Source organism: Lysobacter luteus, from assembly GCF_907164845.1.
In the GTDB taxonomy this organism is placed as follows: Bacteria; Pseudomonadota; Gammaproteobacteria; order Xanthomonadales; family Xanthomonadaceae; genus Novilysobacter; species Novilysobacter luteus.
Window position 1 is genome coordinate 822840 of sequence record NZ_OU015430.1, and the last position, 15420, is coordinate 838259.

16 protein-coding genes are annotated in these 15420 nt (G+C 70.9%); 8 read left to right on the forward strand and 8 right to left on the reverse strand.

What is annotated here, in order from left to right:
• Window positions 1-152 precede the first annotated feature (152 nt).
• Entirely contained in the window at window positions 153-3749 is a 3597-nt protein-coding gene (locus KOD61_RS03810; protein ID WP_215219730.1) for a sensor histidine kinase, read from the forward strand.
• Window positions 3750-3786: 37 nt separating this feature from the next.
• Here the strand turns inward: KOD61_RS03810 and KOD61_RS03815 are convergent, their stop codons facing one another.
• From KOD61_RS03815 to KOD61_RS03835, 5 genes are all read right to left on the reverse strand, one after another.
• Complete coding sequence (locus tag KOD61_RS03815; protein WP_215219731.1) at window positions 3787-4479, reverse strand: glutathione S-transferase N-terminal domain-containing protein; 693 nt, start codon at window positions 4477-4479, stop codon at window positions 3787-3789.
• A gap of 4 nt (window positions 4480-4483) precedes the next feature.
• Window positions 4484-5557 carry a uroporphyrinogen decarboxylase gene (hemE, locus tag KOD61_RS03820; RefSeq protein ID WP_251370650.1) on the reverse strand — a complete coding sequence of 358 codons (1074 nt, stop codon included), beginning with the start codon at window positions 5555-5557 and terminating at the stop codon, window positions 4484-4486.
• Window positions 5558-5673: 116 nt separating this feature from the next.
• Window positions 5674-5928, reverse strand: coding sequence for a WGR domain-containing protein (locus tag KOD61_RS03825; RefSeq protein ID WP_215219733.1), 255 nt, complete (start codon window positions 5926-5928; stop codon window positions 5674-5676).
• A gap of 48 nt (window positions 5929-5976) precedes the next feature.
• A complete protein-coding gene (gene aroB / locus KOD61_RS03830) occupies window positions 5977-7077 on the reverse strand; it encodes a 3-dehydroquinate synthase (protein WP_215219734.1) in 1101 nt (366 codons plus the stop codon).
• Window positions 7074-7613, reverse strand: a complete 540-nt coding sequence (locus KOD61_RS03835) for a shikimate kinase (protein ID WP_215219735.1) — start codon at window positions 7611-7613, stop codon at window positions 7074-7076. The genes aroB and KOD61_RS03835 overlap by 4 nt, the downstream gene beginning before the upstream one ends.
• Before the next feature lie 111 nt (window positions 7614-7724).
• On the opposite strand from KOD61_RS03835, the gene KOD61_RS03840 reads away from it, so the two are divergent.
• The 5 genes from KOD61_RS03840 (at window position 7725) to KOD61_RS03860 (ending at window position 10853) form a co-directional block, all read left to right on the forward strand.
• Window positions 7725-7928 (forward strand): dodecin family protein, encoded by a 204-nt coding sequence (locus tag KOD61_RS03840; protein ID WP_215219736.1) that lies wholly within the window; start codon window positions 7725-7727, stop codon window positions 7926-7928.
• A gap of 60 nt (window positions 7929-7988) precedes the next feature.
• Entirely contained in the window at window positions 7989-8591 is a 603-nt protein-coding gene (pdxH, locus tag KOD61_RS03845; protein ID WP_215219737.1) for a pyridoxamine 5'-phosphate oxidase, read from the forward strand.
• Window positions 8588-9385: a cobalamin-binding protein gene (locus KOD61_RS03850; RefSeq protein ID WP_215219738.1), complete on the forward strand. Its 798-nt coding sequence runs from the start codon at window positions 8588-8590 to the stop codon at window positions 9383-9385. Before pdxH ends, KOD61_RS03850 begins: the two co-directional genes overlap by 4 nt.
• An 80-nt stretch (window positions 9386-9465) precedes the next feature.
• Window positions 9466-9846: a PA2779 family protein gene (locus KOD61_RS03855; protein ID WP_215219739.1), complete on the forward strand. Its 381-nt coding sequence runs from the start codon at window positions 9466-9468 to the stop codon at window positions 9844-9846.
• A gap of 44 nt (window positions 9847-9890) precedes the next feature.
• Window positions 9891-10853, forward strand: coding sequence for a PA2778 family cysteine peptidase (locus KOD61_RS03860; RefSeq protein ID WP_215219740.1), 963 nt, complete (start codon window positions 9891-9893; stop codon window positions 10851-10853).
• A 3-nt stretch (window positions 10854-10856) separates the two neighbouring features.
• Here KOD61_RS03860 and KOD61_RS03865 read toward each other — a convergent pair whose 3' ends face one another.
• The 3 genes from KOD61_RS03865 to KOD61_RS03875 form a co-directional block, all read right to left on the reverse strand.
• Window positions 10857-11333 carry a DUF4426 domain-containing protein gene (locus KOD61_RS03865; protein WP_215219741.1) on the reverse strand — a complete coding sequence of 159 codons (477 nt, stop codon included), beginning with the start codon at window positions 11331-11333 and terminating at the stop codon, window positions 10857-10859.
• 9 nt (window positions 11334-11342) lie between these two features.
• Complete coding sequence (gene proC / locus KOD61_RS03870) at window positions 11343-12185, reverse strand: pyrroline-5-carboxylate reductase (RefSeq protein WP_215219742.1); 843 nt, start codon at window positions 12183-12185, stop codon at window positions 11343-11345.
• 63 nt (window positions 12186-12248) lie between these two features.
• Entirely contained in the window at window positions 12249-12932 is a 684-nt protein-coding gene (locus KOD61_RS03875) for a YggS family pyridoxal phosphate-dependent enzyme (RefSeq protein ID WP_215219743.1), read from the reverse strand.
• A gap of 208 nt (window positions 12933-13140) precedes the next feature.
• Between KOD61_RS03875 and KOD61_RS03880 the strand changes: the two genes are divergently transcribed.
• Both KOD61_RS03880 and KOD61_RS03885 read left to right on the forward strand, forming a co-directional pair.
• Window positions 13141-14178: a type IV pilus twitching motility protein PilT gene (locus KOD61_RS03880; protein WP_215219744.1), complete on the forward strand. Its 1038-nt coding sequence runs from the start codon at window positions 13141-13143 to the stop codon at window positions 14176-14178.
• 57 nt (window positions 14179-14235) lie between these two features.
• Complete coding sequence (locus KOD61_RS03885) at window positions 14236-15417, forward strand: PilT/PilU family type 4a pilus ATPase (RefSeq protein WP_215219745.1); 1182 nt, start codon at window positions 14236-14238, stop codon at window positions 15415-15417.
• Window positions 15418-15420: the final 3 nt, after the last annotated feature.

A 15420-nucleotide genomic window follows, 5' to 3' on the forward strand; every position in this document is an offset into this window, starting at 1 on the left:
GCATGCCCCGGATTCTAGGCGCTGCTGTCGGGTCGCGCCCACAGGGCGGTGGTACGGACCGTTTCAGCGATGACTTGCCGCGCGCCGCCCGATCGCCGAGGCTGTCGCCAGGGGAGGTGGCCTGGCCGCCGCGCGTAACCATGGAGGGGACGATGCGCATTGCGAACCGTAAGGCGGCGCTGGCCGCAGGACTGATTCTGGGCGTGGCGGCGGCGTCGGCTGCGGGTGCCACGCCTCCGGCTGCCTCGAGCGTGCAGCCGTCGGTCCCGGAGATGCCTACCTTGCGCCATGTCGACGTTGCCGACGGGCTGCCGTCGAGCAACATCAACAGCCTCGCGCGCGACCCCGGCGGCTACCTGTGGCTGGCCACCACCGACGGGCTGGCACGTTACGACGGCATCGGCATGCGGGTCTGGCGCCACGTGCCCGACGACCCGGAATCGCTGCCCGGCAATTACCTCACGGTGCTCCACGTCGCGCCCGACGGCCGCGTCTGGGTCGCGCCGGAAGGCCGCGGGCTGAGCGTGCTCGATCCCGCCGCCGGCGACGGGTTCCGCCACTACCGCAGCGCGAACCACCCGGCGATGGGCAGCGACGAGGTCTGGGCGATCGCCAGCCAGGGTGGCGCGCTGTGGTTCGGGACGTTCGGCGGCGGCCTGCACCGGCTCGACGCCGATGGCGGCATCACGCGGCACGTCTCGCGCGAGGGCGACCCGCGCAGCCTGCCGTCCGACATCGTGCTGTCGCTCAACGTCGATGCGCACGGCGACCTCTGGATTGGCACGACCGCGGGGCTTGCACGCTGGACCGGGCACGGATTCGAACGGGTGCCACTGCCCGGCGCGTCACCCGCGCCGACGGTGTTTTCGGCCACGCCGGTCGGCGACAGCCTGTGGGTGGGCGCGAGCACCGGCGTGTTCGAGCTGACCGGCGACCACCGCTGGCGGCAACCGGCGTGGTCGCCGATGTTCGCGTACCCCAATGCGGTGTTCGGGGTGCTGGCGGGGCGACGTGGGGAGCTGTGGCTGGCCAGCCACCGCCAGTTGTGGCGGGCCGCCGGTGGCGAAGTGCCGGTGCCGGTGCCGGTCGGCGCCAAGGGCCCGGTGCTGCCGATGTACCAGATGCTCGGACAGCCCGACGGCGCGATGTGGTTCCCGGTGCCCGGTGTCGGGCTCGGTTACCTGCAGCCGGACTGGCGGCGGATCGCACAGTTCCGCGGGGCCGGCGACGGACTCGCGGCGGGGCTCTATCCCGCGGTCGCGGTGGCGCGCGACGGCGGTGTGTGGCTGGGCGGCGAGCGCGGTGAGCTGGAGCGGCTCGGGCGCGACGGCGCGGCGACGCCGGCGGGCAACGCATTGCTGGAGCGCCTGGGGGGCGCCCAGGCGATGTCGCTGCTGGAAGCCGCGGATGGCGCATTGTGGCTCGGCCAGCGCCGGACCCTCTTCCGGCTCGACCTCCATCGTGGCCGCGTGGCGAGCTGGTCCGCCGGCGACGGCCCCGATGACGCCCTCGCCGGCCCGGTCGACCTGATCGCGCAGGCGCCCGACGGCACGGTCTGGGTGTCGTTCGCCGGTGCCGGCCTGCAGCAGCGCAACCCGGCCACCGGCGCGCTGCTGGCGACGGTGGTGCCGGGTCCGGAGCAGGGGCTGGGCATGGGAGATACGGAAGCGCTGGTGTTTGATCCCGGCGGCCGGGCCTGGATCGCCACGGCGCAGGGCGTGCGGCGGTGGGATGGCGACAGCGGCCGGTTCGAGGCGCCCGCGGGCATCGCCGTCGATGACCGCGTGTTCGCGCTCGGTTTCGCGCCTGACGGAAGCCTGTGGCTGCAGCGGCTGTCCGGACTGGAGCAGTACCGCGCGACGGGTGACACCTGGCACCGCGTCGCCCATGCCGGCACCGCGCAGGGCATTCCCGCTGCCGAAGCCGCCGGCTTGCAGGTCGACCGCGACGGGCGCGTGTGGCTGGCGACCCGCCGCGGGCTATTCCGCTGGGACCCGGGCAGCGACCATGCGCGGCGGTTCGGGTTGCCCGATGGCCTGTCGAGCCAGGAGTTCGTCGACCGCAGCCTGGTGCTGTCGGAAGACGGCGTGCTGACCGCGGCGCTGGCCGACGGCGGCGTGGTGATGGTCGACACGCGCGTGCCGGATCCGCCGCCGCGGCAATCACCCCTGCACGTCGACCGGGTGGAGGTGCGGCGACAGGGCGACTGGGTCGCGCTCGACCCGCGCGCTTCCCTGCAGGTCGGCCCCTCCGACCGGGAGCTGCGCGTACAGCTGCGCCTGCTCTCGTTCGACGACCCGCAGGCCAACCGCTACTACACGCGGCTCGATGGTTACGACGACGACTGGGTGTCGCACGGTGCAAGCGGCGAACGCGTGCTTGCGGGGCTGCCACCCGGTGCGCACGTGCTCCGCGCGCGGGCGATCGATGCGGCCGGCAATGCGGCCGACGAGCAAGTGCTGGCCTTCACCGTGCAACCGCCGTGGTGGCGCACCGGCTGGGCTGCGGCCGGCGCCCTCGGGCTGCTGCTGTTGCTGTTGTGGGCCGCCGCCGACCGATACCGCGCACGCCTGCGCCAACGCCACGCGTGGCAGCGCGCCGAGCACGAGCACGAGGTCGCCCGCCAGGCGTCGCTGGCCAAGACCCGCTTCCTCGCCACGCTCGGCCACGAGGTCCGTACCCCGATGACCGGCGTGCTGGGCATGACCGAGCTGCTGCTGGACACCTCCCTGGCGCCGGTGCAACGCAACTACGCCCAGTCCATCCGCGACGCCGGGCAGCACCTGCTGCGACTGGTCAACGATGCACTGGACCTCGCCCGTATCGAGTCGGGCAAGCTCGCCCTGGCGGAGCAACCCTTCGACCTGCGCGCGCTGGTCGACGAGGTCGTGGCCATGATCGAACCGTTGGCGCGGGCGCGGGGCCTCGCGTTCCGGCTCGAGATCGCCAACGACGCGCCGCGCAATCTCCTGGGCGACCCGGTCAGGGTGCGGCAGATCCTGCTCAATCTGCTGGGCAACGCGATCAAGTTCACCGGCGAGGGCTGGGTGGCACTGGAAGTGGGCAGCGCTGGCGACACGGACGTGGTCCTGTGCGTCGCCGACAGCGGCCCCGGACTCAACACCGAGCAGCAGGCGCGGCTGTTCCGCCGTTTCGAACAGGCCGACGGCGCGCGAACGGCCGCGCGTTATGGCGGCAGTGGGCTGGGCCTGGCGATATGCCAGGAGCTGGCCGCGGCAATGGACGGCGCGATCACGGTCGACAGCAGCCCGGGCAATGGCACGCGGTTCGAGGTGCGCCTGCCACTGCCCCGTGTGGAACCGCCCGCCCGCCCCGTGTCGGACGGGCCGGTCCCGGTAGCGCCGCACAAGGTGCTGCTGGTGGAGGATGACGCGATGGTGGCCGAGGTGATCACCGGCCTGTTGCGCGCGCAGGGCCACACCGTCGTGCATGCGGGGCACGGACTGGCGGCACTGGCCGAGGTGGCGTCGGGTGGTTTCGACGTCGCGCTGCTGGACCTGGACCTGCCCGGCATGGACGGTCTCGCGCTGGCGCGGCAACTGCGCGGGCAGCGGTTCGACGCGCGACTGGTGGCCGTCACCGCCCGCGCGGAGGCGGAGGTGGAGCTGCTGGCGCAGGCGGCCGGTTTCGACAGCTTCCTGCGCAAGCCGGTCACCGGCGCGATGCTGCGCGCCGCGCTCGAGGCCGGCGACGCGGATCTCGCCCGCGGAGCACTCGATTACGCGTAGGCCGGCACGAGCCGGCTACGCGCCGGGGCCGTGGGTGTCAGCGCGACGTCGGCCCGCTGCCGAACAGCACCCGGCGCTCTTCGTCCGACATCGGCCTGTCGCGCTTGTACGCGTCGCCTTCGACGTAGGAGCGTTGCGCTGCCGGACGCTCGTTGATGGCATCGAACCAGCGGTGCAGGTTCGGGAACGCGGCCAGGTCCTGCCCATGCGATTCGTACGGCCGGATCCACGGGTGGCAGGCCATGTCGGCGATGGAATAGTCACCGGCGATGTATTCGCGGTCGGCGAGGCGCCGGTCCAGCACGCCGTACAGCCGCGCGGTTTCGCGGACGTAGCGGTCGATCGCGTAGGGCACTTTTTCCGGCGCGTAGATGTTGAAGTGGCCGTTCTGCCCGGCCATCGGGCCCAGCCCGCCCATCTGCCAGAACAGCCATTGCAGCACCTCCGCGCGACCGCGCAGGTCGGCCGGGAGATACCGACCGGTCTTTTCGGCCAGGTACAGCAGGATCGCGCCGGATTCGAACATCGACAGCGGGTCGCCGCCGCCGGCGGGGGCATGGTCGACGATTGCCGGGATGCGATTGTTGGGCGCGATGGCCAGGAAGGCGGGCTCGAACTGGTCGCCGCGGCCGATGTCGACCGGCAACTCCCGGTAGGCCAGGCCGGTCTCCTCGAGCATCAGCTTGACCTTGTGCCCGTTCGGCGTCGGCCAGTAGTGCAGGTCGATCATCGGATCACCTCGCGCTCAGTTCGTGCACGGCCTCGACCAGCACCGCTACGTGCGCGGGGTCCATGTCCGGCGACATGCCGTGGCCGAGGTTGAACACGTGGCCCTCGCGCGACCCGCCGTTGCCGTCGCGGTAGCTGTCGAGTGCGCGGCCGACCTCGGTGCGGATCGCCTCCGGGCTGGCGTACAGGGTGACCGGATCGAGGTTGCCCTGCAGGGCGACCTTGCCGCCGGCCCGGCGCGCGGCCTCGCCCAGTTCGATGGTCCAGTCCACGCCGACCGCATCGGTCCCGCTGGCAGCCAGGTCGGCCACGTGCGGGCCGTTGCCCTTGCCGAACAGGATCAGCGGCGTGCGGTCGGTACCTTCGCCGCGTTCGAGTTCGGCCGCGATGCGCTTGAGGTAGCGCAGCGAGAACTCGCGGTACATCGCCGGCGACAGCACGCCGCCCCAGGTATCGAACACCTGCAGCGCCTGCGCGCCCGCCGCGCGCTGCGCCGAGAGGTAGGCGATCACCGCATCGGTGGTGACCTCCAGCAGGCGGTGCATCGCCGCCGGGTCGTTGAGCGCGAGCGACTTCACCCGGGCGAAGTCCTTGCTGCCGCCGCCCTCGACCATGTAGCAGGCCAGCGTCCACGGGCTGCCGGAGAAACCGATCAGCGGCACGCTGTTGTCCAGCTCGCGGCGGATGGTCGAGACCGCGTCGGTCACGTAGCGCAGGTCGCTCCCCATGTCGGGCACGCCCAGCCGCGCGATGTCGGCGGCGGTGCGGACCGGCCGCTCGAACTTCGGGCCCTCGCCCTCGACGAAGTACAGCCCAAGCCCCATCGCGTCGGGGACCGTGAGGATGTCGGAGAACAGGATCGCCGCGTCCAGCGGGAACCGGCGCAGCGGCTGCAGGGTGACCTCGCAGGCCAGTTCCGGGTTCTTGGCCATCGCCAGGAAGCTGCCGGCGGCCTTGCGCGTCGCGCGGTACTCCGGCAGGTAGCGTCCCGCCTGGCGCATCAGCCACACGGGCGTGCAGTCCACGGGCTCGCGGCGCAGGGCGCGCAGGAATCGATCGTTACGGGGCTGGGTGGTCAATGACGGGTCCTCGGTCTGCGTGCGCCCGCCGCGGCGCATGGGGCCTGCATGGTAAGCCGTGGCGGCGTGGAGCGGCCTGCGCCCGGGGCCCGATGGACGGGATGCAGCGTTCCGCCTCAGCGGCGACCGTCGGTGCCCTGGCTGAACATCAACTGGAATCCGCGCTTGAGTTGCTGGTCGCGCGCCTGCTCCAGCGCCTGCAACGCGCTGTCGTGGTCGAGGAACTGCTCACGACGCACCTGGCTGCGGCCGCCGATCTGGCCGGTCTCTCGCACCAGGGTCCAGCCGCCAAGCAGGTCGGGCTGCAGCATCAGCTGCACGAAGCGCGGGGCTTCGGGGCCATCGGGGCGTTGTTGCAGGAGCAGGCGCATGGGCCGGGATTGTACGGGCCCGCCCGCCCGGCGGTGTCGACACCGGCGCTATTCCGAAAGCACCGCGAGCACTGCGTCGTCCTGCACCCCGGCGACGACGCGCGCCGCACCGGCCCGGTCCCACAGCACGAACCGGATGCCGCCGGCATCGGCCTTCTTGTCCAGCCGCATGCGTGCCAGCAGCGCCGCCGGCGCCAGGCCGGTCGGGAGCCGGGTCGGAAGGCCCAGTCGCTCCAGCAGGGCGGCCAGGCGCTCGGCATCGGCCGCCGGCGCAAGGCCCAGCCTGGCTGACAGCCGTGCGGCCAGCACCATTCCGATGGCGACGGCCTCGCCATGGTTCAGCCCGTCGCCCGCGCCGGCGTAACCCTGCGCGGATTCGATCGCGTGGCCGAAGGTGTGGCCGAAGTTCAGCAGGGCACGGTCGCCGCGTTCGTACGGGTCACGCGCGACAACTTCGGCCTTGTACTGGCAGGACTCGGCGATCGCCCGGGCCAACGCATCGCTGTCGCGTGCGAGCAGCGCCGCGGCATGGTCCTCGAGCCAGTCGAGGAACCCGGCATCGAAGATCGCCCCGTACTTGACCACTTCGGCCAGGCCCGCGCGCAGCTCGCGGTCGGGCAGGGTGTGCAGGGTGGCGGTGTCGGCAAGCACCGCGCGCGGGGGATGGAACGCGCCCGCCAGGTTCTTGCCGGCCGGCAGGTCGACCGCGGTCTTGCCGCCTACCGACGAGTCGACCATCGCCAGCAGCGTGGTCGGCAACTGCACGACGTCCACCCCGCGCATCCAGCACGCGGCGGCGAACCCGGCGAGGTCGCCAACCACCCCACCGCCGAGCGCCAGCACCGTGGCATCGCGGGTCGCGCCCAGCGCGGCCAGCGCGTCGAGCACCTCCCCGAACCGCGCGAGGGTCTTCTCGTGCTCGCCGGCCGGCATGACATGGCGTGCGACCGAGAGATCGGGGCGCGCATCGCGCAGCGCTCGCTCGACCGACCCCGCATGCAGCGGCGCGACATGGGTGTCGGTGACCAGCAGCACGTGGCGCCCGCGCACGTGCGTGAGCAACTGCCGGCCATCGCCAAGCAGGCCTTCGCCGATCGTGATCCGGTAGGGCGGTGCACCACCGACGTCGACCACGCGTGTCGCGCTCATGCGGCGGCCCCACGCTGCCAGCGACGGCCCAGCTCGAGCGCCAGGCGGGCGGCGGCTTCGGCCGCTTCGAGGGCTTCGGTATCGAACTCCAGGTCGGCCACCTCGCGATACAGCGGCGTGCGGACGACGGCCATCGACCGCAGCACTTCGTCGCGGTCAGGGCGCTGCAGCAGTGGGCGGGTGCGATCGCGGGCGAGGCGCTCCAGTTGCCGGGCCGGTGTGACCTGCAGGTGCACCACGTAGCCGCGGCGTCGCAGCAATGCACGGTTCGCGACATCGAGCACCGCGCCGGCGCCGGTCGCCACCAGCACGCCGTCGTCCGCCAGCAGCTCCGCGAGCATCGCCGACTCCCGCTCGCGGAACCCGGCCTCGCCCTCGCACTCGAAGATGGTCGCCACGCTGGCGCCGGTCTGCTGCTCGATCGCCCGGTCGCAATCGGCCAGCCGCAGGTCGAAGTGTTCGGCCAGGCGGCGGCCGATGCAGCTTTTGCCGGCGCCGGTCGGCCCGACCAGGATGAGGTTGGCGGCGGGGTTCATGCGGCCGATTGTAGGGCGACGGTACCGCCCCGTAGCGACTTCTTAACACCGGCCGCCCTAGCGTGGCCCTACCGGTCGCAGCCGCGCCCGGACCGATGGAAGGAGAGTGCCATGGCAGTCGCGAAGGTGATCGAACTCAACGCATCGTCGTCCAAGAGCATGGAGGATGCCGTGCAGGTGGGCCTGCGCAAGGCCGCCGAGTCGGTCAAGGGCATCAAGGGCGCGTGGGTCAAGGAGGTCAAGGTGGTGACCTCCGACGACGGCACGATCACCGAATGGCGGGTCGACATGAAGGTGACCTTCGTCGTCCAGTAACCGGGCGGAAGGCCGGGTGCGCGGCGTGCACCCGCGCCGCCGTCCGGTGACAATGCCGGCATGGAAACTCCCGACCTGCTGCGCGACGCGCTCGCGACCTTCGACGAACTGTTCGCCCAGGCACGGACCGCCGGCGAACCCGACCCGACCGCCATGGTGGTCGCCACCGCCGGCCTCGATGCGCGGCCGTCGGCGCGCACGGTGCTGATGAAGGCGCACGACGCACGCGGGTTCGTCTTCTACACCCACCTTGACGGTCGAAAGGGGCGCGAGCTGCAGGCCAATCCCCAGGCGGCGCTGCTGTTCCACTGGCCGCGCGTGCAGGAGGGGGTGCAGGTGCGCATCGAGGGGCCCGTGGAACTGGTGTCCGACGACGAGGCCGACGCCTACTTCGCCAGCCGCCCGCGCGGCAGCCAGGTCGGCGCATGGGCGTCCAAGCAGTCCGAGACGATGGAGACCCGGCAGCGCTTCGAAGAGCGCATCGCCGAGGTAGAGGCCGAGTTCCAGGGACGCGACATCGCGCGTCCGCCGCGGTGGTCGGGTTTGAGGGTGCGGCCGATGGTGATCGAGTTCTGGTACGCCCGCGGCCATCGCCTGCATGAGCGCACGGTTTACGAAAGCGACGTGGCCGGCGTCTGGTCCAAGCGGATGCTGTATCCGTGACCGGACCGCGGCGCATCGTCTGCCTGACCGAGGAGCCGACCGAAACCCTGTACGCCCTCGGCGAGCAGGACCGCATCGTCGGCATCAGCGGCTTTACCGTACGGCCGGCGATCGCCCGCAAGCAGAAGCCGAAGGTGAGCGCCTTCACCAGCGCGAAGATCGGCGAGATCCTCAAGCTCGAGCCGGACTTCGTGGTCGGCTTTTCCGACATCCAGGCCGACATCGCCGCCGAGCTGATCCGCCACGGTGTCGAGGTGTGGATCAGCAACCACCGCAGCGTCGACGGCATCCTCGACTACATCCGCCGGCTCGGTGCACTGGTGGGCGCATACGAACGCGCCACCGCCTACGCCGACCACCTGCAGCGCGGCCTGGATGGCATTGCCGACGCCGCCGCACGGCTGCCGCACCGACCGAAAGTCTATTTCGAGGAGTGGGACGACCCGCCGATCACCGGCATCCGCTGGGTCGCCGAGCTGGTGCGCATCGCCGGGGGCGAAGACATCTTCCCCGAGCGCGCGGCCGAATCGCTTGCCCGGCAGCGCATCCTCGAGGACGCCAGCGAGGTCGTGCGCCGCGCGCCGGACATCATCCTGGGGTCGTGGTGCGGGAAGAAGTTCCAGCCGGCCAAGGTCGCCGCGCGTCCGGGCTGGGACACCATCCCCGCGGTGCGCGACGGCGAGCTCCACGAGATCAAGTCGCCGATGATCCTGCAGCCCGGCCCGGCGGCGCTCACCGATGGCGTCGGTGCGATCGCCGCGATCATCCGCGACTGGGCGATCCGGCACGGCTGAGCCGACGCGCAGGCCCCGCAAGGCCGCCTTCACGCCGCCTGTGGCATACCTCCGCCATTCCACGACGAGGGAGTCCCGCCATGTTCCGCAAGTTCGTAGTCACCCCGCTGCTGATCGGTTCGCTGACGTTGTCGATGGTGGTTGCTCCCGCCACCGCGACCGCCGGGGTCATCAGCACCCAGCAGGCGCTGTCGGCCGAGATGCGCGCAGCCAAGGAAACCCAGGTCCGCAGCTCACTTGCGCGTGACGACGTGCGCCAGGCCATGCAGCGCCTGGGCGTCGACCCCGCCGATGCCGATGCGCGCATCGCATCGCTCAGCGACGCCGAACTGGTGCGCATGCAGGGTGAGCTCGACAGCCTGCCGGCCGGCGGCGACGCGCTTGCGGTGATCGGCGTGGTGTTCCTGGTGCTGCTGATCCTGGAACTGGTCGGCGTCACCAACATCTTCAACCGGGTCTGATGCCGGCGGTTCGGACGCACGTCCGGGCCGGGCGATGGGCGGCGGTGGGCCTCGCGCTCACCGCCGCCTTGCTGTTGCCGGCGTGCTCGATCAACCCCGACTGGCAGCTCGCGCGCGGCGATGCGCCCGCAACGGCCGTGCTGCTGGACGTGCCGTTCCATCCGCAGACCGAGTACCAGTGCGGCCCGGCCGCGTTGGCGACGGTGCTGGGCGCGAGCGGCGTGGCGACCAGCCCGGAGGCGCTGGTGCCGCAGGTCTACCTGCCGGGGCGCGAGGGCAGCCTGCAAATGGAGCTGGTGGCCGCGACCCGCCGCGCGGGCCGGATTCCGTATGAGGTCGAGCGCGACCCCGAGGGGTTGCTGGCCGAGGTCCACGCCGGACGCCCGGTGCTCGTGCTACAGAACCTGCTGGTGCGCAGCGTGCCCAAGTGGCATTACGCGGTGCTTGTCGGCGCGGCGCCGGCGCGCAACGAGGTCCTGCTCAACAGCGGTACCGAACGCGGATTGTCGATGCCGGCGTCGAAGTTCCTGCGCACGTGGGACTGGGCCGGCCGATGGGGCCTGGTCGCGCTGAAGCCGGGCGAGCTGCCGGCGCAGGCCGACCCGGCCCGCTACCTGGCCGCCGTCGCCGATTTCGAAGCGGTTGCGGGCGCCGGGGATGCGGCACCGGCATACCGCGCGGCGCTGGAGCGCTGGCCTGATGACCCGCGCACGCACCTCGCGCTGGGCAACCAGGCCTATGCCGCCGGCAAACTGCACCAGGCGGCCGGGCACTACCGCACGGGCCTGCACCACGCGGCGGACGACGCCGTGCTGGGCAACAACTACGCCAGCGTGCTGGGCGAGCTGGGGTGCCGCAAGGAAGCGCATGCGGCACTGGAACGCGCGCTGGCCACGGGCGGGCAAGACAGCCGATGGCGCGCGCAGCTGGAAGAAACCCGTGCCGAGCTGGCGTCCGGCGACGTTCCGCGCAGCGACGCGTGCCGGCGCTTCGCGGATCCGCCGTAGCGCTCAGCGGCCGATATCGCGGTTGAACTGCATCCGCATCGGCGCGGCGCCGTCGCGCCGGATGTCCAGCTCGAACGACAGCGTCTCGGGCGGGTCAACCCGCAGCGTCCCGACGTGGTCGACCAGGTCGCCGGCCTGCAGCTCGCGCATCGGTATGGAGTGGCGGTTGCCGCGCAGGTCGGTCGCCGTTGCGGTGACGGTCACCGGGACCGATACCTCCTGCATCGGCGGTCCCTGGCGCACGCCGACCAGCAGCATCACGATCTCGTCGCCGCGCTCGATGCCGTACTGGGCGGCGACCGCGTTGCCCAGGGCGGAGGTCTGCATCACCGTCGCCCGGACGGTGGTGTCCCCGGACTGCAGGATCGCTTCCTGGGGGGCGGCCGCGGGGTTGGCCGACGGCGGAGGGGCGGCATCGCACGCGGCCAACAGCAGGAGCGGCAGTGCGAGTCGGCAGGGGGACGGCAAAGCGATGCGCATGCGATGGCCTCAGTCGTTGGCGGCTGACAGTTCGCGGCCACGCTCGGCCGCGGCAGCCACTGCCCGGTCGACCAGCTCGCGCAGGCCGCCGGCTTCAAAGGTTTCGATCGCCGCCTGGGTGGTGCCGCCTGGTGAGGTGACCTTGCGGCGCAACGCATCGGCCGGCTCGTCCAGTTCGGTGAGCATCCGTGCAGCGCCCAGCAGCGTGTGGCTGGCCAGCTGGCGCGCGGTCGCTTCGGGCAGCCCCTGCCGCACGCCGGCCGCCTGCATCGCCTCGGCCAGCAGGAACACGTAGGCCGGGCCGCTGCCCGACACCGCGGTGACCGCGTCCATCTGCACCTCGTCGTCGATCCACACGACCGGGCCGACTGCCTCGATCAGGTGGCCGGACTGCTCACGCTGCCCGGCGTCGACCTGCGCATTGGCGAACAGGCCGGTGATGCCGACCCCGAGCAGGGCGGGCGTGTTCGGCATCGCCCGAACCACCGCGACATCGCCGCCGAGCCAGTCCGAAAGCTGCCGGGAGGTGATGCCGGCAGCGACCGAGATCGCCACCGGGCGCGTGGACTGCGCCACCGGGGCCAACGAGTCGCACACCGTACGCATCACCTGCGGCTTGACCGCCAGCAACCAGATGGCGGCGCCTTCGACCGCCTCGGCCGCGGTGGCGAAGCAGTGCACGTCGAAATCGGCCTGCAGCGACTCGCGCAACGCGTCAACCGGCTCGGCAACCCGGATCCGCGCGGGATCGGCGCCGCGCGCGATCATTCCGCCGATCAGGCTGCGCGCCATGTTGCCGCCGCCGATGAAGGCGACCACGGGGAAGTCGGTCGCGGGGGTGGTGTTGGCCATGGGGGCGCCTCGGTACGGATCAGCGCCCAGTGTAAGAGCGAGTGCCGACCGCTGCCTCCCCGCTCACTTCGGCGGGCGCGCGCCGAACAGGGCGGTGCCGATGCGGACCATGGTTGCGCCCTCTGCCACCGCCACCTCGGCATCGCCGCTCATCCCCATCGACAGGGTGTCGACCGCCGGGTACTGGCCACGCAACCGTTCGAACAACGCCCGTGCACGCCGGAACGACGGCCGGGCCAGTTCGGGGTCGTCGTGCGCGGTCGGGATCACCATCAGGCCGCGCAGGCGCAGGGTGGGGTGGGACGCGATCGCCTGTGCCAGCGCGTCCATCTGGTCGGGGCGGCAACCATGCTTGCTGGCCTCGTCGTCGATGTTTACCTGCACCAGCACGTCCAGCGGACCGCGTGCCCGGTCCCGATGGCGGGCGAGGGCGTCGACCAGCCGCGGCCGGTCTACCGTCTGCACCCAGTCGAACAGCGCGGCCGCCTCCCGCGCCTTGTTGGACTGCAGGTGGCCGATCAGGTGCCACTCCAGCTTTCCCGCCGTTTCACCCAGCGCCGCCGCCTTGGCCACCGCCTCCTGCACGTAATTTTCGCCGAACGCGCGCTGCCCGGCCGCGGCCAGTGCGGTGACCGCCTCGGCCGGCTGGGTCTTGCTGACCGCCAGCAACCGCGGCACTGGCCGGTCCGCCGCCTCGGCCGCGTTCCGCAACCGGAGGGAAACCGCGTTCAGCAATCGGGTCGACACGTGGCGTCCTTTCTGGTGCTGGGGTGAATGGGGGGTGGCGGCGGGAAACCGCGCCGCGACCGGAAACCTGTGACATCAGGCTGGATTGGCGCCGCGACTCGGGGGCTATACTGCCGGGCAGGGGCTTTTCGTGCATCAGTCAACCGCCACCGGCGACGCCGGGCGGGCTGGCCGGTGGACACCATCATCGCAGTGCGGGGGAGCACGCATGGATATCGCCGAACTGTTGGCGTTTTCGGTCAAGAACAAGGCATCCGACCTGCACCTGTCGGCGGGCATGCCGCCGATGATCCGGGTCGACGGCGACGTCCGCCGCATCAACATCCCGGCGCTGGACCACAAGGCGGTGCACGCGCTGGTCTACGACATCATGTCGGACAAGCAGCGGCGCGACTTCGAGGAGTTCCTCGAGGTCGACTTCTCCTTCGAGATCCCGGGCCTGGCCCGCTTCCGCGTCAACGCGTTCAACCAGAACCGCGGCGCCGGCGCGGTGTTCCGCACGATTCCGTCGGACATCCTGTCGCTGGAGGACCTCGGCACGCCGCGGATCTTCAAGGAACTGATCGACCAGCCGCAGGGCCTGATCCTGGTGACCGGTCCGACCGGCTCGGGCAAGTCGACCACGCTGGCGGCGATGATCGACCACATCAACAAGAACGAGTACGCGCACATCCTCTCGGTCGAGGATCCGATCGAGTTCGTGCACACCTCGCAGAAGTGCCTGATCAACCAGCGCGAAGTCCACCGCGACACCCACGGCTTCAACGAGGCGCTGCGTTCGGCGCTGCGCGAGGACCCCGACTACATCCTGGTCGGCGAGTTGCGCGACCTGGAGACCATCCGCCTGGCGCTGACCGCCGCGGAAACCGGCCACCTGGTGTTCGGCACCCTGCACACCTCGTCGGCGGCCAAGACCGTCGACCGCATCATCGACGTGTTCCCCGCCGGCGAGAAGCCGATGGTGCGCTCGATGCTGTCGGAGTCGCTGCGCGCGGTGATCTCGCAGGCGCTGCTGAAGAAGGTCGGCGGTGGCCGCACCGCCGCCTGGGAAATCATGGTCGGCACCCCGGCCATCCGCAACCTGATCCGCGAGGACAAGGTCGCGCAGATGTATTCGGCGATCCAGACCGGCCAGCAGTCCGGAATGATGACCCTGGACCAGCACTTGCAGGACCTCGTCAAGCGCGGCCTGATCCTCAAGCCGCAGGCCCGTGAGTACGCCAAGGACAAGCGCCTGTTCGACTGACGGCCCCAAGACTGAGGCCGCCTGCGGTTTGTCCGGGGCGGCAAGAGGACTACCGCGATGAGCACGACCCCGAATACCCCGACCGCAGGCACCGCTGCCAGCCCCGCTTCCGGCAGCATCGACTTCACGTCGTTCCTGAAGTTGATGGCGCACCAGAAGGCCTCCGACCTGTTCATCACCGCCGGCATGCCGCCGTCGATGAAGGTCAACGGCAAGCTGCAGCCGATCACGCAGAACCCGCTGACGCCGCAGCAGAGCCGCGACCTCGTGCTCAACGTGATGAACCCGATGCAGCGCGAGGAGTTCGAGAAGACCCACGAGGCCAACTTCGCGATCGGCGTGGCCGGCGTCGGCCGCTTCCGCGTGTCGTGCTTCTACCAGCGCAACCAGGTCGGCATGGTGCTGCGCCGCATCGAGACGCGGATCCCGACGATCGAGGAGCTCAACCTGCCCGCGGTGATCAAGACGCTGGCGATGACCAAGCGCGGCATCATCATCTTCGTCGGTGCAACCGGCACGGGTAAGTCGACCTCGCTGGCGGCGATGATCGGCTACCGCAACCAGAACTCGACCGGCCACATCATCACGATCGAGGACCCGATCGAGTTCGTGCACAAGCACGAGGGCTGCATCATCACCCAGCGCGAGGTCGGCATCGATACCGACAGCTGGGACAACGCGCTCAAGAACACCCTGCGCCAGGCGCCGGACGTGATCATGATCGGCGAGGTGCGCACGCGCGAGGGCATGGACCATGCCATCGCCTTCGCTGAAACCGGCCACCTGGTGCTGTGCACGCTGCACGCCAACAACGCCAACCAGGCGATGGACCGCATCATCAACTTCTTCCCCGAGGATCGGCGCAACCAGTTGCTGATGGATCTGTCGCTCAACCTCAAGGGCGTGGTCGCGCAGCAGCTGATCCCGACCCCGGACGGCAAGGGCCGCCGCGTGGCGATGGAGATCCTGCTCGGCACGCCGCTGGTACAGGACTACATCCGCGACGGCGAGATCCACAAGCTCAAGGAAGTGATGAAGGAATCCGTGCAGCTGGGCATGAAGACCTTCGACCAGGCCCTGTTCGAGCTGTACCAGGCCGGCGAGATCAGCTACGAGGATGCACTGCGCTACGCCGACTCGCAGAACGAGGTGCGCCTGCGCATCAAGCTGGCCCAGGGCGGCGACGCGAAGACGCTGTCTGCCGGACTGGACGGCGTCGAAGTGGCGGAGCTGCGCTGAGGC